This window comes from Paraburkholderia diazotrophica, assembly GCF_038900755.1.
Taxonomy (GTDB): domain Bacteria; phylum Pseudomonadota; class Gammaproteobacteria; order Burkholderiales; family Burkholderiaceae; genus Paraburkholderia; species Paraburkholderia diazotrophica_A.
Genome location: NZ_JBBPEN010000010.1, coordinates 66786 through 85862 on the forward strand (window position 1 = coordinate 66786; position 19077 = coordinate 85862).

A 19077-nucleotide genomic window follows, 5' to 3' on the forward strand; every position below is an offset into this window, starting at 1 on the left:
GCCGCCGCGACGGCTTCTGCTTGCCCGATGCGCAGACTGTCAGCCCGGAGCGAGCGCGTCAGCGTCGGTGCATTCCCGCGATGTCACAGCCGCCTCCTCCGTCTCGCCGGATGACGGCGCGCACAGCGGCCCTGGCAACGAACCGTTCAACGGACCATTCGGCAGCAAGAACACCTTGCCGCGCCGACCCGGCTGATCGGCATGCCGCAACGCGTCGCCGATCGCCTCGAGCGCGAAAGTGGCCGACACCTGCGTCTGCAACACGCCGCGTTCGAGCAGATCGACGGCCTCGCCGATCAGTGCGTCGCGTTGCGCGAGCGACATGCGCGATAGCCGCTGCGTCAGCCAGAAACCCTTGACCGTGACGCCGCCAAAAATCGCGTGCTCGCAGTCGATGCGCATCGGCTGCCCGGACAGCATCCCGTAGTTGACGAGCGTGCCGCTGCGCGCGAGCAGCGCGGCGAGCCGCGCCACACCGTCACCGCCGACCGCGTCGAGCGCGATCGAAAGCGGCGCGCCGTCCGTCGCGCGACGCACCGCGTCGGCGAGCAGCGGACCGTCTTCGACCGCGGCGTCCCCACCAGCCGCGAGCACTTCGGCAGCAGCCTCGGGACGCCGCACGACGTTGAGCGTGCGCAAGCCGTCGTGCCGCGCAACCTGCATCACCGCGCGTCCGACGCTCGAAAGCGGCGCCGTCTGCACGATCCAGTCGCCGCGCGCGAGGGGTGCCGCGCGCCGCACCAGTTCGAGCGCCGTGCATGCGCTTACTTTCAGCGCCGCGAGCTGCAACACGTCGAGATGCGCGGGCACCTTGTGAAGCATCGCGGCGGGCAGACGTCTGCGCTGACACCAGTTGTCGTTGCCGACGACGATCACGCGGTCGCCGACGGCCAGCGTCTTCACCGACGCGCCGCACGCCGTCACATGCCCTACGCCTTCGAGGCCGAGCGTCGCGGGCAGCGTCGGCAGTTCGCCATAGCGCCCGGCGAGCCGCGCGAGATCAGCGGGCGTAATCGTGCAGGCATCGATGTCGACAACGACTTCCCACGCCGCCGGCGAACCGGGATCGGCGATCTCGTGACAGCGCGCGACCAGCGCGGGCGGCCCGAACGCATCGAAACAGATCTGCTTCAAAAGAGCCCCTTCGCGGGCGGCGCGCTGGCCTTGAGTTGCGCGAGCAACGCGATCGTCCCGTCGACGTGCTCGCGCGTGTGCGCCGTGTTGAGGAAGAATCGCAGCCGCGCGGCGTCGCGTGGCACCACCGGAAAGATCATCGGAAACGCGAACACGCCGTGGTCGAAAAGTCGCGCCGCGAGCCATAGCGCCGTCTCCGACTCCGCGATCATCACGGGCACGACGGCTGAAGCATGGCTCGGCCCGATGTCGAGGCCCGCTGCCTGCGCGCGCTCGCGGAAATAGTCGGCGATCGCGACCACGTTGCGCGCGCGCTCGGGTTCCGCGCGCATGATGCGCAATGCCTCCAGCGCAGCCGCCGCGTTGGCCGGGTTCGGCGAGGCGATGTAGAGACCGATGCCCGGCGCGTAGTGCTTGAGCATCGTCACCAGCTCTTTGCGCCCTGCCACGTAACCGCCTATCGTCGCGAACGACTTCGACAGCGTCGAGAAGTGAATGTCGATATCCGCACCATTCAAGCTGAAATAGTCGACGACGCCGAGGCCTCGCGGACCGATCACCCCCATCGAATGCGCCTCGTCGACCATCAGCAGCGCCTTGTGACGCCGCTTGATGTCGATGAGCCGCGGCACGTCGGGGATGTCGCCGTCCATGCTGAACACGCCTTCCGTGAGAATCAGCACGCGCTCGTACTGGCCGCGATGCTCGCTCAGCAAACGATCCAGCGCGTCGCAGTCGTTGTGGGGAAACGCAAAGCGCCGCGCGCCGCTGATCTTCGCGCCCGTCAGCATGCTGTTGTGCACCAGCTCGTCATACAGGATCAGGTCCTGCTTGCGCGCGAGATAGCCGATCGCGCCTGCATTCGTGCCCCAGCCGCTCACGCCCATCACGGCTGCTTCGACGCCGAGCACATCGGCAAGCTCGCGCTCGAACTCGCCGAACAGCGGTATCTCGCCGACGATGATGCGCCCCGACCCCGTCGACGTGCCGTAATCGTCGATGGCTCTTTTCGCGGCCTCTTTCACGCGCGGATCGCCCGCAAGATCGAGATAGTTGTACGACGAAAAATTGATCATGCGCCGCCCGTCGACCTCGATTTCGGCACTCGTCACGCCCACGTGCTCGCGGAACATGTTCCATTCGAAGCCCTGGTTGTCGTAGTACCAGCGCGTGTTCGCGTACTCGCGCATCTCCGGGAAGTGCGCGAAGTCGTAGTGCTCCGGCTTGACGGTCACGCGCCTGTCCACGGCGGGCGGCGCGTCCGCATCGGCGTCCGCGCGCGACGCACCCGTTTTGCCGAGCAGCCGCGCGCGCAGCCGTTCGATATGCGATCCCGTCGTCATCGCTGCGTCTCCCCCATGTGTCGCGTGTTGCCAATCGCGTTGCGAAGCCGCCCGCTCATGCCGACTTCTCCATCAGCGCATGCGAGGCTTCCTGCGCATCGCCCCAGCCGAACGATGCAAGCGTCTTGTCGACGATCGCGCGGATCGTCAGGTCGTCGAGAATCTCCAGCACCGATACGCTGATGCCCAGACCGCGATCGAGCACCATCTGGATCTCGGTGGCCATCAGCGAATCGACGCCGAGGTCGAGAATCGGCCGGTCGATGGGGATGCCTTCCGCAGACGTTTCGAGTTCGTCGGCGATCAGCGACGCGACCAGTCCCGCGAGCACCGTGAAGCGCTCGGAGCCGGGCAGCGCGGCAAGCTCGGCCTTGAGCACGTCGCGCGCACCGGCATCGCGGTTTGTGTCGGCTGCGATCAGACCGGCGAAACGCGGCGACTGGCTGCCCAGCGTTTCATAACGGCCCCAGTCGGCCCAGTTCGTGATCAGCGTCACGCCGAGTTGCGGCACGCCGCGGCGCATCGCGCGCTCGAGCCAGCCGAGCGCTTCGGCCGACTCCATTCCGCGCAACCCCATGTAGCGCATGAACTGTTCGAGCTTTTCGTCGCGCGTGACGACGCCGACGTCGGCGATCGCCCCCCAGTTGATGCTGGTCGCGGGCAGACCGAGCGAATGACGATGCCACGCAAGCCCGTCGAGGTAGCCGTTCGCGCTCGCATAGCTCGCCTGGCGGCTGTTGCCGACCAGATTCGCAATCGACGAGAACAGCACGAAGTGATCGAGCGGCATGCCGCGCGTGAGTTCGTGCAGCAGGCGCGCGCTTTCCGCCTTGTTGCGCATCACGGAGACGAGATTCTGCGGATTCAGTTCGACGATGGGTTCGTCGACGATGACGGCCGCCGAGTGAAACACGCCACGCAGCGGCCTGCCCGTGTGCGCGATGACGCCGAACAGATCGCGCATCTGCGCCGCGTCCGACACGTCGCACGGCACGCACAGCACCTGCACGCCGCGCGCCGCAAGGTCGTCGACGAATGCGCGGCGCTCCACCGTATCCGCGCCGCTGCGCGACGCGAGCACGAGATGACGCGCGCCATGATCGGCAAGCCAGCGCGCCGTTTTCTGGCCGAAGCCGCCGAGTCCGCCCGTCACCAGATACGTCGCGTCGGGATCGAACGCGACGGACTCGTGGACCTGCACGGGCAACGGCGTCGCTGCATCGTCGAAGCGCACGATCAGCGACACCTCGCTGTCCGGCATCGCGAGCTTGCGGGTCGCGAGATCGGCGAGCGACACCGACAGGCTGTCGGCGCTCGCAAGCTCGCCGCGTTCGGCGCACGCAACGGCACGCTGCAATGCAGAGGCAAATCGCCCGGCGCGCTGCGTCAGCACGGTCAGATCCGAGCGCACGACCGACGACGAAGCGCGCGGCATCGTCACGGGACGGGCGCGCGCGGCCGTGTCGATCAGCACGCCGCCCGCCGCGAGCGCGCGCCAGCCGAATCGTTCGGCCCAGTCGCACAGCGGCGCGGCGATCGCATCGAAGCCACGGCCTTGCGTGCGCTCGGCGCACGCGCGCTCGATCGCGTCGTGCGTCGCGGCGAGCGCGCCTTCGTGCGAGGCCGCCGGGTCAGCCGCGATCAATGTCACGTCGACGCCTTGCGCGCGCAGCGCCGCCGCCACCGCGAGACCTCTTTCATCGGCCAGCACCAGCGCGAACGAATCCGCGCCGAGATCGGCCTGTTCGACGACACGCGTCGCCACGGCTGCACGGCTGGCGGCAACCAGCATCGATGCGGGCGTTGCATGATCCGGCAACGGCGTCAGATGGAACGCGGCGCGTGGACCGCGGATATGCGTCGCGAAATCGGCGGGCGCGAGTCCGTACACGCGCTGCCCCTCGCGCAGATCCGTCACGTTCGAACCGATGCCGCTCACCGTCGCCACCACTTCGACGAAATCGTCATCGAACCGGTCGCCCGTCGACGCGCGCAGTGCGCGGCTCGTCAACGCCACCGCTTCGATCTTCAGTTCGAGGCCATCATCGGCCAGCGGCTCGTGCGTCACTTCGATCAGCTTCACGCTGCCCGCGCTCCCGTCGTCTTCCTGGCGCTCGCCCAGCGCGCGCACGAGCAACCTGCGGGCGCCGTCGGGCGCGACGGTCTCGACGAGCGGCTGCGTGAGCCACGGATTCGCCGTCAGCTGGCTGAACAGGCGCTGCCCTCGGCGGATCGCGACTTCGTCTTCGGGCGCATCGCACAGCAATTCGAGAATCGCGGCATCGATGTCGTCCGCGCTCGCTGCCGCCGACAGATCGATGCTCGAAAAACGCATGCCTTCGATCTCGTTGAACGCAACGCGCGCGAAGCCGTTGAGCGCTGTCTGCGCCGGTTCGACGTGCGCGCCTTGCTGAGTCGTGTCGAACGCCGCGCGCGTCACCACGTAAGCGCGCGGACGCTGCGGCGCGGGCGATGCGGCCAGATGCTTCGTGACGGCATGCATCAGCAGCAGCGCGGCCGTCGACGTCGGATCGTCGCTATCAGCGCATGCGTTGAGACCATGCAGGAAAACCGCGCCGTCGAACGGGCCCGCTTCGTCGAGCGCGGCCCCGATCGCTGCGTTCGCATCGGCACGCAGCGCGCGCTGGCCGTTGCGCGTCTCGACATACGCCGCAACGTTCAGACGCGCGCACATCGGCACGCCGAACGCTTCGAAGCCGGCCGCGATCGTGTCGGCGGTTTGCGCGGCCGCATCGTCCTCGACGATCAGCCAGTGGCCGAGCCGCTTCGGCTCCGGCAGGCGCGCGCCGTCCGACCATTCGTAGCGCAGCATTTGCAGCTTCACGGGATCGCCCCACGCATCCGTGCGTTCCAGCTTCGCCGACGACGCCGTCACGCGCATCCCGCGAATCACGGCCAGCACGCGGCCGCTGTCGTCGGCGATCGTGATGTCGGCGTCGACGTGCCGCGGCGTCGCGTTCACGCGCACCGCCTCGCACCAGTAGGCCATCGGCAGCGACGGCGCGAGCACGCGCATCTCGCTGAAGCCTGTCGGCAGCCAGGTCGAGTCGCTGTCGTCCAGAATGCCGACGAGCGCCTGGAAACACGCATCGAGCATCGACGGATGCGCGCGGTAGCCGTCGCGCGGCAGATGCGCCGGACACTCGATGCGCACGAGCACGCGGCCGCCTGACGCCACCTTGTGCAGCGAGCGGATCGACTGGAACGCGGGACCGTATTGCAGGCCCATGCGCGCGAGTTCGCGATAGAAGGCTTGCGCATCGACGGGACGGTCGAGCGTAGCCTTCAGCGCCTCGATATCGACACGCGCGGCATCGGCGGCCTTCAATGCCGCGACCGTGCCCGTCAGATGCAGCGTGCCCTCGCCGATCCTGCCGCCTTCGAGGCTGCGGATCGCGACGCCACGCGTGCCGCGCTCGTACGCGCACACGTAATCGATCGCGCGATCGCCCGCCATGACGAGCGGCGCGTGAATCGCGACGTCGGAGACCGTCCAGCCCGGCGCATCGGGATGCAGCGTGGCAGCCGCTTCGAGCAGCGTCTCGATGTAGCCGGCAGCCGGCATGATGGGCGTGCCCGATACGACGTGGTCCTTCAGCCACGCAAGGTTCTGATGCTCGAGATCGTTGATCCAGACGTCGTGCGCGGGATAGTGCTCGTTGCCGAGCAGCGGCCGGTCGGTCGGGCCGATGCGCTGATACGCGGCCCGATCGGATTCGAGCCACAGGCGCTCGCGCTGCCACGGATAGTTCGGCAGCGCGGTGAAACGGCCGTAGCCGTTGAGCGGCGTCCAGTCGATCGCGGCCCCGTTCGCGAAGATCTGCGCGACGGCGCGGTGCACGCGCGCGCATTCGGGCTCGTGGTTCGTTTCGTTACGGCGCAGCGTTTCGACGAGGCGGATCTCGTTCGCGCGCAGCTTCGCGCAATCGCGCAGCGCCGACGACAGCACCGGGTGCGGTCCCACTTCGACGAACGTGACGAAGCCTTCGTCGAGCAAGCCCTGCACGGCCTGCATGAACGAGACAGGCTCGCGCACGTTCCGCGCCCAGTAGCCGGCGCCGAACGCCGGACCCTCGAAGCGCTTGCCGGTAACGGTCGACACGACGGGAATCGACGGCTCGCGCGCGACGATCGGTTGCAGCCGCTGCGTCAACTCGCCGAGAATCGGCTCCATCAGATAGCTGTGATACGGCACCTCGACGTTGAGCACGCGGTTGAAGATCTCGCGCTGCGACAGGTCCGCCGCGAGCTGCATGATCGCCGCTGTTTCGCCCGCGAGCGTGATCGTGTTCGGCCCGTTGACGGCGGCGATTTCGATGCGGCCTTCGTATGCTTTCAGCGCGTCTGTCAGCGCCTGCGGCCCGGTGCCCACGGCGAGCATGCTGCCCGTGCCCGCCGTGCGCGCCTGCAGGCGGCTGCGCTCGTAAGCGACGCGCAGCGCGTCTTCGAGACTGAGCGCGCCGCTCACGGCGGCCGCCGTCACTTCGCCGACGCTGTGGCCCACCACCGCGCCCGGCGTCACGCCTGCCGCGCGCATCATCGCAACGATGCCCCACTGCACGAGGAAGTTGGCGGGCTGCGCATACACGGTGCGCGTGATCTGCGATTCGCGCTCGTCCTTCAGCATCTCGGCGAGAACCGAGAAGCCAGCGATACGCTGGAAGATGTCGTCCGCCTCGTCCACGGCCGCGCGATACACGGCGTCTTCGCGATAGAGCTGCTGGCCCATCGCCCACCATTGCGGGCCCATGCCTGTGAACACCCACACGGGCAGCGCGTTGCCCTGCGGCGCCTGCTGGCCCGTCACGACGCACTCGTTCTTTTCGCCCAGCGCGAGCGCGTCCAGCGCGGCGACGAGCGTCGCGCGGTCGGCGCCCAGCACGACGGCGCGTTCGCTGAGATGCGCGCGGCGCAGCGCGGCGGAGTACAGCAGGTCGTCGAGCTTCGTCTCCGGCTGCGCGAGCAGCGCGCGATAGCGCCGCGCCGACGCCTTGAGCGCTTCCGGATGACGCGCGGAGAGCGGCAGCATCGACGGAAAGCCCGCAGGCCGACGAGTCGCGTCGGCCTGCTCGCGCGCGTTACGCGCTCCGTCGAAATTCGACGCCGAGCGCAGCACCACGTGTGCATTCGTGCCGCCATAGCCGAACGAATTGACCGCGACGAGGAACGGCTCGCCGTCGGGCTCATCGTCCTGTGCGAGCCGGATCGGCGCATCGGCGAGACGCACGCCAAGCTTCTCGAAGTCGATGCCGGGATGCGGCGTTTGCAGATTGCCGAGCGGGAACGCCTCGCGATGCATCAGCGTCAGCACGGCCTTGATGATGCCCGCGATGCCCGCGCCAGCCTCCAGATGCCCAATGTTGCTCTTGATCGAGCCGAGCACGACGCGCGCGTCGCCCTCGCGGCCCGTGCCGTACACCGAGCCGATCGACTCGGCCTCGATCGGGTCGCCTACCGCCGTCCCTGTACCGTGGCATTCGACGTAGCGAACCTTCGACACGTCGATCGCAAAGCGCTCGCACACCTCGCGGATCAGCGCGCTTTGCGCGTCCGCGCTCGGCATCGAGATGCCCGGCGTGCGGCCATCGGAATTGACGCCCGCGCCCGCGACCGTCCCGAGTATCGTGTCGCCGTCGGCGAGCGCGCGCTCCAGCGTCTTCAGCACGACGACACCGCCGCCTTCGCCTCGGCCATAACCGTCGCCGCGCGCATCGAACGACTTGCACTGGCCGTCGCGCGACAGGAATTGCCCCTTGCACATGCCGATCGGGTACTCGGGACGCGTCATCACGTTGGCGCCGCCGACCACGGCCATCTCGCAGTCGCCGTTCCAGATGTCGCGGCACGCATAGCTGAACGCAACCAGCGACGACGAGCACGCCGTGTCGATCGACAGGCTCGGCCCGCGCAGATCGAATGCATGCGAAAGCCGGTTGGACAGCATCGTCATCATCATGCCCGCCGCGGTATTCGCGTTGTGGCGCGCGCGGTTGGCCGGCTGCATCAGCGTGATCATGTGGTCCAGCATGAAGCCGCCGACATACACGCCGACTTTCTTGCCCGCATGCGCGGTCAGATCGAGGCCCGCGTTCTCGAACGCTTCCCAGATCAGTTCGAGCAACAGGCGCTGCATCGGATCGAGATTTTCGGCGACGCGCGGCGGCAGATCGAAGAAGCCGGCGTCGATCGCGCGAATGTCCTGCTTCAGGAAGTTCGCCTTGTCGACATAGGCCTTGCCCTTGGCGCTTTCGTCGGCGGCGTAGTAGCGTGCCGCGTCCCAGCGGTCGGCGGGCACCGGGCCGGCCGTCACCGTGCGCTGGCGCAGCGCCGCCAGCAACGCATCGAGATCGTCGAGTCCCGCCGGGAAACGGCATGCCATGCCTACTATCGCGATATCGCGCATGATCAGTTTTCCTGTCCTGTTGAGTGTGGTTCTTGAGTCGCGTTCGCTGTGGCGGCACGCCGTGCGCATACGCTTTTATTTATTCGTAGAAGGTCGCGAGCATCTGCACGCTGCGCGACTCGGGCATCGCGCCGTAGCGGTTCCACGATGGCCCGCCCTGGCGCTGCAACTGCAACGCGACGTCGAAGCGGTCGAAGTGGCGCCGCAGTTCCAGCCAGGCCTGACGGCCGCCGCCCTGATCGGCCTGCACGAATGCGGACAGATCGAGCCGGCGAATGCCGGCGTTGCGCCAGATCGCCATCACGAACGCGCCATGACGCGTCGGCAGATCCTGCGAGGCGACGCCCGTTTGCACTGCGCTGCCCCACGCGCGCGGATCGTTCGACTGCAACGCGCGCCATTGCGCAGGCGTCGCGCCCGCGCCGTTGCTCTGCAACTCGGCCGTGATCGACAGATCGAGCGGCGTCGTCCATGTCGCGCCGATAGCCGAGCTCGTGCGAAACGCGCGATCGTCGACGCCCGTCGAACGGCCGATCAGCGACGCGCGGCGCCCGCCCGTCCATTCCGCGTAGGCGACGACGGAACTCGCCGGCACGACGCTCAGGTTCAGGCTCACCTGCGGCGCTTGCCCCTGCTCGCCATACACGAGCAGTTGCGGCTGCACCGACGCCGACACGCGCTGGCTGCCGACGAAAAGCCACCGGTTCACGCCGTTCGTGCGCTGCAGATCGGACGACGCAAACGGATTGCCGGGCGCGCTGTAGCTCGCGAGCCGCGGAGAAAAGAGCAACTGCGCCGAGCCGCCATCCCACAGATGCTGCGCGCGCACGCCGACCGTGCCGAGGCGGTTCGTGCGGCGGCTTTCCGGGTCCGGCGATACGTCGAGGTTGACGGCGCCCGCCTTGAAGAAATCGGTCGGGTTGTAGCCGACGCCCGCGCCGAGACGCTCGTTGATGCGCCCCGCGTCGACGCCCGTGAGCGGCGTCACGTTCCATGACGCGAATGCCTCGCGGATCGTGCTTTCGCTCCGGTGCGGCGCCGCCGATTGCGACAGCGGATCGAAGCGGTCGAAACGCGCGGAGAAGTTCACGCTCACCGAAGGCACGATGGCCTGCTGATACAGCAGATCGAACGAAAGCTGATTGCGCAGCGACGACGGTGCATCGCGATAGCCGCTCTCGCGCACGGCGTCCTGCACGAAGAACTTCCACGGATGCACGGCCGGCGACGGCGCAGTGGCCGCCGGCACGGCATCGGCGAGATTCAGCGCGGCGGTGTCGGCGGCGGACGTTGCGTTTGCTGCGTTCGTTGCGTTTGCTGCGTCCGCGGGATTTGCCGCATCGGACGACGCAGCCGGCAACGCCGGCACCTCATCCGCGACGTCATTGGAAGCCGCGGCTTCTCCGTCGTCTCCCGCCGTTGTCGCAGACGCCGTATCCGGCAGCCACGAAACGAAAGCAACCAGCGAAGCGAGCGCAATCGACGTCAGCCCGCGTGAACCGGTCAAACTCATTGCGGCTTGAAGCGCGGCAGATAGTCGCGCTGCAGCCACGCATCGGGAATCTCGTGCCACGCGTAGTTCGAGAAACGCAGCACCGTCACCCAGCTTGAATCGAGCCCGTCGATGATGACGATCTCGGTCGGCCGCTCGGCGCCGAGTTGCGGCGCATAGCTGCGATAGAACGCCGTCTTCAGCAGACGGCCGCTTTCCGAATAGAACTTTGCCTTCACGGGCCGGCTCGATTGCGCATCGAGCCACATGTCGATGCGCCTGTACGTCAGGCCCGGCACGTTGCCCGTCAGCGAAAGGGAATTGCAGCGGCGCGTCTGCCTGTCGCCGTCCATCACGTCTTCCGTGCCCTTGAGCGTCGCCGTGTAGTCGTGCGCGAAATTGGTCGTGACGACATCGCCATTCGACTCCTGGCCGAGCAGCCGCTGGTCCGGCGAAATGCGCACGCTCGCCTGGCTCGCGGGATCGTAGAACCACAAGTCGTTGCCGTTCTTCAGCATCAGCTTGCCGGTGTCGCGCGCGGGGGCCTCGAAGCGCACCAGCGTGCGGTACGTGCCGCCGCCGTCGTCGGGTTTCGACCAGATCGACAGCACGTTCGAATCCACCTGCTTGCCTGCGCGGTACTCCGTCAGCGCGGCATTCAGCACGAAAGGGCTGGACGGCGAACGGATCGCGTCGCTGGCCGCGAGCATCCGCTGCGCATCCGGCGCGGCCTGGGCAAACGCCCCCGAAATCAGGACACCGGACAACAACCCGGCAAATAACAGACGACGCACGAACCGACTCCCGACAGAACAGAACAAGGACAACTCAGACATGACGCAGCGCATCGACGATCGACAGCCGCGCTGCGCGCCGCGCGGGCCACCATGCGGACAGCACCGCCACGCACGCGAGCGTCGCGAACGTCAGCCCGATTGGCCGCCATTCGCCCCAGACGCGCACGGTCAGCGCAATCGAGTCGACGCGCGCGGGCGGCGTCCACGTGAGGCCGCTGCGATTGATCAACGCCGCGAGCAGCAGCGCGACGGCGACGCCCGCCGCCGTGCCGAACGCGCCGAGCAGCAGCCCTTCGCAGACGAAGAGCCGCTGGATATCGCTGCGGCGATTGCCCATTGCGCGCAGCGTGCCGATCTCGACAGTGCGCTCGACGACCACGGTGCTCATCGTGTTCGTGATGACGAACAGCACGATTGCGCTGATCAGCACGAACACGAAGCCGAAGATCACGTCGAACATCGAGTTCGTTTGTCCGTAGAACGGATTGAGGGTGGCGAAGTCGAGCACTTCCATCGGCTGCTGGGGAAACTGCGCGGCGAGCAGCTGTTCGATGCGGCGCTGCGCGGCGGGCAACTGCCCGGTGTGCTTCAGTTGCACTTCGATTGCCGTCACGCGCGGCTCGTCCGCGCCGTAGACGAGGCGCTGCGCGCCCGCCAGATGCAGCGCGAGATAGATGTCGTCCAGTTCCTTCACGCCCTGCTGCTCGGCCTTCACCACCGTAAAGCCGCCGACGTTCGGCGCGCCGTGCACGCTCGTTGCGAGCATGTCGATGCGGGCCGCCGCTGGCGCTTTCGTCGCGCTCGACGCTTCCGCTGCCGCGAGCGCAAGCACGTCGGCGGGCGCGGCGTTCATCTCGCGCTGCTTGCGGTCGTCGAGCAGCGCCTGCGGCATCGCGCAATTCTTCACGTGCAGCGGCGCGCAAAGTTGCAGCACGCGCGCGAGCCCTTCGCCGATGACGGCGGCATCGTCGGCCGTGCCTTGCAGCGGCGACGCTTCGCGATCGAGCGGAAACCCGTAGTCGTTCCACGCCTCCATGCGCGTCTGATCGGCGGGAACCGTGCCTTCCGCGTACACGGTGCGCGACACGCCCGCATCGAAGTTGCCCGCGACGCCGCCCAGCTGCAGCGTCGGCGTGACGACGAGCGTCATCGGGCGCAGCACCAGGTCGTTGCGCAATGCGTCGACGACCTTCGCGTAATCGCGAATGCCGTAGGCCGTCGGGTTGCCGACGCCATACGCGAAATAGCCGCGCCGCTGAACCTGCAAATGGCCGCTGTGCCGGACGATGTCCGTCTGCATGCCGAGCGTGATGTCCTTGCTGAAGCCGCCGAACAGCAGAATCGCGCACACGCCGACGACGATCGCGAGCAGCGTCGTGACCGAGCGGCGACGGTTGCGCTGCAGATTGCGCAGCGCGAGGGTCAGTGCCTGCTTCATACGGCGACGCCCCCGGTTGCGCGCAGCGCGCGTTGGTGATGCACGATGCGGCCATCGCGGATCTGCACGAGTTCGTCGGCGGCCGCCTGGACCTGCGGATCATGCGACGACACGACGAACGACACGCGGCGCTGCCGCTGCATCCGGCGGATCAGATCGATGATCGCCGCGCCTGTGTGGCTGTCGAGATTCGCGGTCGGTTCGTCGGCGAGCACGAGCGTCGGCTCGACGGCGAGCGCGCGCGCAATCGCGACACGCTGACGCTCGCCGCCCGACAGTTGCCCGGGCCGTCGCCGCGCCTTGTCCGCAAGCCCGACGGCATCCAGCAGTTCCGCGACGCGCCGCGTCCGCTCGCGCGCGGGCAGACGCGCCATCAGCAGCGGATATTCGACGTTTTCATACGCGGACAGCACGGGCAGCAGATTGAAGTTCTGGAACACGTAGCCGATCTGGCGCGCGCGGAAATCGGACAGCGCATCGTCGGAGAGTGCGTTCGTGTCCTGCCCGTCGATCACGACGCGGCCGCTGTCGGGCCGGTCGATGCAACCGATCATGTTGAGCAGCGTCGTCTTGCCGCTGCCCGACGGTCCGCTCAGCACGGTGAGCGCATTCGATGCGATCCGGACGGAGACATCGGCGAGCCCGACGACCTGCACGCTGTCGAGCCAATAGCTCTTGCAGAGCCGTTCAATCTTTATCGCGGTGGTGACTATTGCGGACAATTTTGGAATCCGAAGACTTCAAGCCGTCGCACGATACAGGCCTTTCTCTAGTTCTCAAATGCAAATACTGCAAAACCACGATTTTTCATTCGAATTCCAAAGTATTCCTACAGCTTCCTAGAAGAATATCGATGAGACTAGTGGTTTTTCAAACAGGCGCGACTGCGCAAAGACCGTCGACATGGAGAACTTCATCGTGCAAGACACTGGCTTTGGCCAACCGATTCGCGGCGCGGACAGACGGCGCTCACGGCGCGCGAAGCGATGGCTGATGAACGTCGCGTTCACCGCGATAGCGTCGTGCGCCGTTCATCCGGCGCTGGCGCTGGCGCAAGCCACGGACACGCGAACGGCCGACACTGCACCCGCGCTCGTGGGCAAGCTCGCCGTCGACCAGCAGGTGCGCTGGCTGCGTCAAGCCGCGCAAACAGGGGCGCTCGCCAGGCTCGACGACGCCCAACTGGTTGCGCTCTTCTCAGCGCTCGATCCGCAGACGGTGCCGCGCTATGTGAAGGAAGGGCCGAACGGTTATCCGTCGTATGAGTTCACGATGCGTCGTCAGGAGCGCATCAAGGGCGAATGGACGGCGCGGCCCGATCACATGCTCGTGCGGATGACGCGCGAACCGCTGCGCATCTACATGACGTGGCTGCCCGACGGCCCGCACGCGGGACAGGAAGCGATCTACGACGAGACGAAGCGCAGCGACGCGATGTATGGGCATCTCGGGGGCGTGTTGAACATCATGCCCATCTGGACGTCGATCGACGGCTCGCTCGCGCGAGCGCAGTCGAATCATTCCGTGCGCGATCTCGGCACCGAGTTCATCGCGACGCAATTCGTCGACGAAGCGACAAAATACGCGGATGCCGGCGCGCTGCGGCCGCAGAGTGTCGAGGTGCGAACGATCGACGGCGTGCGCGTGATCGCGCTCAGCTACGAGGTCAAAAACGGAGCGTCAGGGTTCTACGCGAAGAAGAAGACGCTCGGACTCGATTTGCGCTGGCCTTACTTTCGCACGGTCGAGGCATACGGCGACGACGGGCAGTTGTTCGAGAAGATCGTGCTGGAAAGCGTGACGCCGAAGACGTTCGATGCGGCGACTTTCGATCCGAAGAATCCTGCCTACCGGTTCTGAGCGACCTTACCGGTCACGGACTTCTAACCGATCTTCTACCCGTAACGCTCAGAACGATGACCCCGGCTCACGCAGGAACGCGATTTCATCATCGGTGGAAGGACGGCCGAGCAGCGCATTGCGATGTGGAAATCGCCCGAAGCGTTCGACGATCTCCGCATGCCGCGCGGCCGAGCGCGCATACGATGGGTCCAGCCCTTGCGTTTCGAGCAGCGCGTACAGGCGCACGCCTTCGCGCTGGCCTTCCAGCGTTTCGTCGTGCTCGAACGGGATGTATGCGAATGCGCGGTGATAGACGGTCGGCAGCAACAGGTCGCTGCCCTCTTCGACCATCCGGCGCGCGATGCCGGCCGCTTGCGCATCGCCGTCATACATGCGCGCCGTATGCCGATGACAGTTGCGCGTGAACTGATCGAGCACGATCACGAGCGCGAGCGACCCGAGCGGCGTAGCGAGCCACGCGTCGAGTTCGTGCGCGAGCGCCGCTTCGATCAGCGCGCCGAAGCGCTCGCGCAGCATCGCGTCGAATGCGTCGCTGCGCTTGAACCAGCACTTGCGGTCAGTGCCGTATTCGTCGGAGCCGGGCACGCCGAACCAGCAGTCGAGCACATCGCGCGCGCGCGCATCGAGCGACGCGTAGTCGCCTTGCGCCGACCCGGCGCCGTCGTAGCGCGCGCTCATGCGAACTCCAGCACCAGCCGTCGCGTGCGCGCGCTCTTCTTTTCCAGCTTCGCGACGCGCAGCGCGCCGATCTCCTGCGTGTTGCGCACATGCGTGCCGCCGCACGGCTGCAGGTCGACGCCTTCGATGCGCAGCAGCCGCACGCGCCCCAGCCCCATCGGCGGCTTCACGCTCATCGTGCGCACGAGTTCGGGGCGCGCGGTCATTTCGTCGTCGGTGATCCATTGCGTTGCGACGTCGTGCGCGCCGCCCACCAGTTCCGCGAGCCGCGCTTCGACCTGCTCGCGTTCGATCGGCTCGACGGTCGCGAAGTCGAGGCGCGCGTACGCGGACGTGATGCTGCAACCGTCGACGGGATACGGCAGCACCGCGCACATCAGGTGACTCGCCGTGTGCAGCCGCATGTGCCGATAGCGCCGCTCCCAGTCGATCTGCGCCGTCACCTGCTGTCCGACGGCGAGCCGCGCGAGCAGCGCTTCCTGGCCGGGCGCGGGAACGTGGACGGCGTCGTCGGGCGTCGCGCGTTCGAATGCCGCCTTGCGCGTATCGGCGATCGCGATGCGCGTGCCGTCGGCGAGCGTCAGGATGCCCGCGTCGCCCGCCTGGCCGCCGCCGAGCGGATAGAACACGGTCTGATCGAGATGGATGCCCTGTTCGTCGATCGCGGTAATGGACGCGTCGCAGTGCGTCAGATAGGCGTCGTCGCGAAAGAGCGCGCGCGTTTTCATGGGTGTCTCCTTCTTTTTTCGTCGTGCCAGCGGACATTATGCCGGGATCGCCAATGTCCGCAGCGTTCACATCGAAGGGCGCGTGACGGAACTGTACCGGGCGTTTGGACGCGACGCTTTCACGATGCGCGACACATCAGCCGGGATGATTTCTCATCCAGTCAGCCGTATCGAAGAACGAATGCAGCAGACGCTCGCGCAGCGGCTCGGACAGGCCGACGTCTTCCATCGCCCACGCCATGCAGCGCAACCACTGGTCGCGCTCGCCCGATGCGATCTGAAACGGCAGATGCCGCGCGCGCAGACGCGGATGGCCAAAGCGGCTGATGTAGTGATCGGGGCCGCCGAGCCAGCCGCACAGGAACCAGAACAGCTTGTCGCGCGAGCCTTCGAGCGTCGGCGGATGCAGCTTGCGAATGCCGGCGAAGTCGGCCTCGAGGTCCATCAGGTCGTAGAAACGGTCGACGAGCTCGCGCACGCGCGCTTCGCCGCCCACCAGTTCGAAGGCCGTCGGCTGCGACGGTGCTTCGTCAATCGGATCAGTCATACGGGCAACTACACATTCAAAAGGAACACAAAAGGCATCGCGCGGTCGCGCCGATGCATCAAAGGACGCGTGTTGTTTACACGTTTCTCACGCGTCGCGCAGCGATTGCAGCGCCGGCCGCATCAGCACATGGCGCAAGCTGATCCAGCCGCCGACGGCCGCGCACGCGACGCCCGCCGCGATGCCCGTCGGCAGCAGCCACGGATTGAATTCGATCGTGAAATCGAACACACGCGTCGCGAGTATGAAACCGATCAGCTGCGAGCCGAGCGCTGCCATTAGCCCCGACAGCGCGCCGACCACCACGAACTCCGCAATCTGCACCGCCCTCACCTGCCGGTGCGATGCGCCGAGCGCGCGCAGGAGCGCCGATTCTCGCATACGCTCGTCGCGTGTGCCCGCCAGCGCCGCGTACAGCACGAGCACGCCCGCGATAAGCGTGAACGCGAACAGGAACTGCACCGCGCCGATCACCTGGCCGATCACGCGCTGCACCTGCGCGAGGATTGGCGCCGTATCGATCGCGGTGAGATTCGGATACTGGCCGATCAGCCCGTCGATCACCGTGTGCTGCTCGGGCGGCACATGGAAGCTCGTGATGAACGTCGCGGGATAGTCCTTCAGCGCGGCGGGCGGCATCACGACGAAGAAGTTGACCTTGAACGAACCCCAGTCGAGCTTGCGCACGCTCGTCACGGGCGCCTCGATTTGCAGGCCCGTCACGTCGAAGCGCATCGTGTCGCCGACCTTCACGTCGAGCAGTTTCGCGAGTCCCTGCTCGATCGAAATCTGCGGTTTCGACGCATTGCCGTACCACTCGCCCGATACGATCCGGTTGTCGTCGGGCAGTTGCGTCGTGTACGACAGGTTGAACTCGCGATCGACAAGACGGCGCGCGTCCTCGCTCTTGTAGTCGTTCGGGTTGACGGGCTTGTTGTCGATCGCGACCAGACGGCCGCGCACCATCGGCGCCAGGTCGATGCCCGCAAAGCCGTGCGCGCCCAGATACTGCGTGATCGCATCGCGCTGGTCGGGCTGAATGTCGATGATGAACTCGTTCGGCGCGTCGGGCGGCGTCGAGCGATGCCAGCCTTCGATCAGGTCGTTGCGCGTCATCGCGATCAGCAGCAGGCACATCAGGCCGATCGCGAGCGCGGTGATCTGCAGCGCGCTCGCGTTCGCGCGCCGCTCCAGCGACGCGAGCGCATAGCGCCAGCCGACGCCGATATGAAAGCGCTCGCTGCGCACCATGCGCGACAGGCTCCACAACGCGGCGCGCGCGATCAGCGCGAACACCAGAAGGCCGCCCGCGAAACCGCCCGCGACGATGCCGCCGAGCTTCAGCTCGCCCGCCGCCAGAATCAGCAAGCCCGCGAACAGCGCGATGCCGAGCGCGTATGCGGCCCACGCGGTGCGCCCTTCTTCGCCCCACTCGCGGCGCAGCACGCGCACGGGCGGCACATGCGTGAGCGGCAACAGCGGCGGCAGCGCAAAGCCGATCAGCAGCACGAGACCGGCGGCGATGCCTTCGAGCGCGGGCCAGATGGTCGGATACGGCAGCGTCACGTCGATCAGGCTGCCGAGCCACCAGAACAGCGCGAGATGCCCGCCGAAGCCGAGCACGACGCCCGCGATGCCGCCGAGCAAACCGAGCCCGGCGAATTCGAACACGAATAGCGCGCGCAAGGTCCGCTGGCTCGCGCCGAGGCAGCGCATCGCCGCGCAACTGTCGAGATGCCGGCGCATGTAGCGATGCGCGGCCATCGCAATCGCGACGGCGGCGAGCAGCGCCGTCAGCAGCGACACGAGCGTGAGAAAGTGGCTCGCGCGATCGAGCGTCTCGCGTACCTGCGGCTGGCCGTCCCGCAACGACTCCAGCGCGACGCCGCGCATCTTGCCGTTGTCGACGCGCTCGTGCGCCCATGTCGCGAACGACGCAACGGGCTTGTCGCCGCCCGCCACCAGCAGCCGGTACGTGACGCGGCTGCCGTAGCCGAGCAGTCCCGTCGACGCGAGATCGTCGGCGCGCATCATCAGGCGCGGCGAAAAATTGACGAACGCGAAGCCGCGGTCCAGTTCGCGCGTGATCAACGCGCCGATCGTGAAGTCGCGCCCGCCGACCTTGACCTTGTCGCCGATACGCACCTTCAGCGCGTCGAGCAGTTGCTGATCGACCCATACGTCGCCGGGCGGCGGAATGCCGCGCACTTCGCGATCACGGGCGCCGGGCGCGAGCGCGATCCGCAACGCGCCGCGCAGCGGATAGCCCGGCGACACGGCCTTCACCGCCGCGAGCCGCGAGACGGGCTGCGCCGCCGTCGAGTTGACCATGCTGGGGAAGATCGCCGTCGTCGCCGTTTCGAGGCCGAGCGCCCTGGCCTTTTGCGCGAATTGCGCATCGACGGGATGATCGGCGCGGACCACGAAATCGGCGGCGATCATGCGCCGTGCGTCGCGTTCGAGCCCCTGATGCAGGCGGTCCGCGAGAAAGCCGACGCTCGACAGCGCCGCCACGGCCAGCACCAGCGCAAACAGCAGCATCGTCAGCTCGCCCGCGCGCCAGTCGCGCGCCGTCATGCGCAACGATTGATGCAGCAGATGGCCCAGCGACAGCCGGTGGGCGGATGCAGGCC

At 67.2% G+C, this 19077-nt stretch carries 12 protein-coding genes; 1 reads left to right on the forward strand and 11 read right to left on the reverse strand.

The features are described 5' to 3' along the window. Positions 1–39: 39 nt before the first annotated feature. From AABE10_RS27325 to AABE10_RS27355, 7 genes are all read right to left on the reverse strand, one after another. The gene (locus AABE10_RS27325) at positions 40–1134 is read right to left on the reverse strand and encodes a zinc-dependent alcohol dehydrogenase family protein (protein WP_342936336.1); all 1095 of its coding nucleotides are present in this window, start codon (positions 1132–1134) and stop codon (positions 40–42) included. Then, a complete protein-coding gene (locus AABE10_RS27330) occupies positions 1131–2477 on the reverse strand; it encodes an aminotransferase class I/II-fold pyridoxal phosphate-dependent enzyme (RefSeq protein WP_342936337.1) in 1347 nt (448 codons plus the stop codon). The genes AABE10_RS27325 and AABE10_RS27330 overlap by 4 nt, the downstream gene beginning before the upstream one ends. 55 nt (positions 2478–2532) lie before the next feature. After that, entirely contained in the window at positions 2533–8901 is a 6369-nt protein-coding gene (locus tag AABE10_RS27335; protein ID WP_342936338.1) for a type I polyketide synthase, read from the reverse strand. Between the two features lie 79 nt (positions 8902–8980). Further along, positions 8981–10414 (reverse strand): hypothetical protein, encoded by a 1434-nt coding sequence (locus tag AABE10_RS27340; protein ID WP_342936339.1) that lies wholly within the window; start codon positions 10412–10414, stop codon positions 8981–8983. After that, positions 10411–11187: an outer membrane lipoprotein-sorting protein gene (locus tag AABE10_RS27345; RefSeq protein WP_342936340.1), complete on the reverse strand. Its 777-nt coding sequence runs from the start codon at positions 11185–11187 to the stop codon at positions 10411–10413. The genes AABE10_RS27340 and AABE10_RS27345 overlap by 4 nt, the downstream gene beginning before the upstream one ends. A gap of 34 nt (positions 11188–11221) precedes the next feature. Further along, positions 11222–12628: an ABC transporter permease gene (locus tag AABE10_RS27350; RefSeq protein WP_342936341.1), complete on the reverse strand. Its 1407-nt coding sequence runs from the start codon at positions 12626–12628 to the stop codon at positions 11222–11224. Next, positions 12625–13341 (reverse strand): ABC transporter ATP-binding protein, encoded by a 717-nt coding sequence (locus AABE10_RS27355; RefSeq protein WP_342936523.1) that lies wholly within the window; start codon positions 13339–13341, stop codon positions 12625–12627. The genes AABE10_RS27350 and AABE10_RS27355 overlap by 4 nt, the downstream gene beginning before the upstream one ends. Before the next feature lie 190 nt (positions 13342–13531). Here AABE10_RS27355 and AABE10_RS27360 point away from each other — a divergent pair, with 190 nt between their 5' ends. Further along, complete coding sequence (locus AABE10_RS27360; protein ID WP_342936342.1) at positions 13532–14488, forward strand: DUF1571 domain-containing protein; 957 nt, start codon at positions 13532–13534, stop codon at positions 14486–14488. Positions 14489–14536: 48 nt separating this feature from the next. On the opposite strand, the gene AABE10_RS27365 is transcribed toward AABE10_RS27360, so the two are convergent. The 4 genes from AABE10_RS27365 to AABE10_RS27380 all read right to left on the reverse strand — a co-directional run bounded on the left by AABE10_RS27365 (position 14537) and on the right by AABE10_RS27380 (position 19021). Continuing rightward, entirely contained in the window at positions 14537–15169 is a 633-nt protein-coding gene (locus AABE10_RS27365) for a DUF924 family protein (protein WP_342936343.1), read from the reverse strand. After that, positions 15166–15897, reverse strand: coding sequence for an alanyl-tRNA editing protein (locus tag AABE10_RS27370; protein WP_342936344.1), 732 nt, complete (start codon positions 15895–15897; stop codon positions 15166–15168). Before AABE10_RS27370 ends, AABE10_RS27365 begins: the two co-directional genes overlap by 4 nt. A 136-nt stretch (positions 15898–16033) precedes the next feature. Continuing rightward, entirely contained in the window at positions 16034–16444 is a 411-nt protein-coding gene (locus AABE10_RS27375; protein ID WP_342936345.1) for a group II truncated hemoglobin, read from the reverse strand. Between the two features lie 87 nt (positions 16445–16531). Beyond that, complete coding sequence (locus AABE10_RS27380; RefSeq protein WP_342936524.1) at positions 16532–19021, reverse strand: ABC transporter permease; 2490 nt, start codon at positions 19019–19021, stop codon at positions 16532–16534. Positions 19022–19077: the final 56 nt, after the last annotated feature.

Excerpts from the sequence above, each read along its gene's own strand:
- AABE10_RS27365 (WP_342936343.1), bottom strand. The coding sequence starts at position 15,169 with ATGAGCGCGCGCTACGACGGCGCCGGGTCGGCGCAAGGCGACTACGCG.
- AABE10_RS27335 (WP_342936338.1), bottom strand. The coding sequence starts at position 8,901 with ATGCGCGATATCGCGATAGTAGGCATGGCATGCCGTTTCCCGGCGGGA.
- AABE10_RS27375 (WP_342936345.1), bottom strand. The coding sequence starts at position 16,444 with ATGACTGATCCGATTGACGAAGCACCGTCGCAGCCGACGGCCTTCGAA.
- AABE10_RS27340 (WP_342936339.1), bottom strand. The coding sequence starts at position 10,414 with ATGAGTTTGACCGGTTCACGCGGGCTGACGTCGATTGCGCTCGCTTCG.
- AABE10_RS27360 (WP_342936342.1), top strand. The coding sequence starts at position 13,532 with ATGGAGAACTTCATCGTGCAAGACACTGGCTTTGGCCAACCGATTCGC.
- AABE10_RS27350 (WP_342936341.1), bottom strand. The coding sequence starts at position 12,628 with ATGAAGCAGGCACTGACCCTCGCGCTGCGCAATCTGCAGCGCAACCGT.
- AABE10_RS27370 (WP_342936344.1), bottom strand. The coding sequence starts at position 15,897 with ATGAAAACGCGCGCGCTCTTTCGCGACGACGCCTATCTGACGCACTGC.
- AABE10_RS27380 (WP_342936524.1), bottom strand. The coding sequence starts at position 19,021 with ATGACGGCGCGCGACTGGCGCGCGGGCGAGCTGACGATGCTGCTGTTT.
- AABE10_RS27330 (WP_342936337.1), bottom strand. The coding sequence starts at position 2,477 with ATGACGACGGGATCGCATATCGAACGGCTGCGCGCGCGGCTGCTCGGC.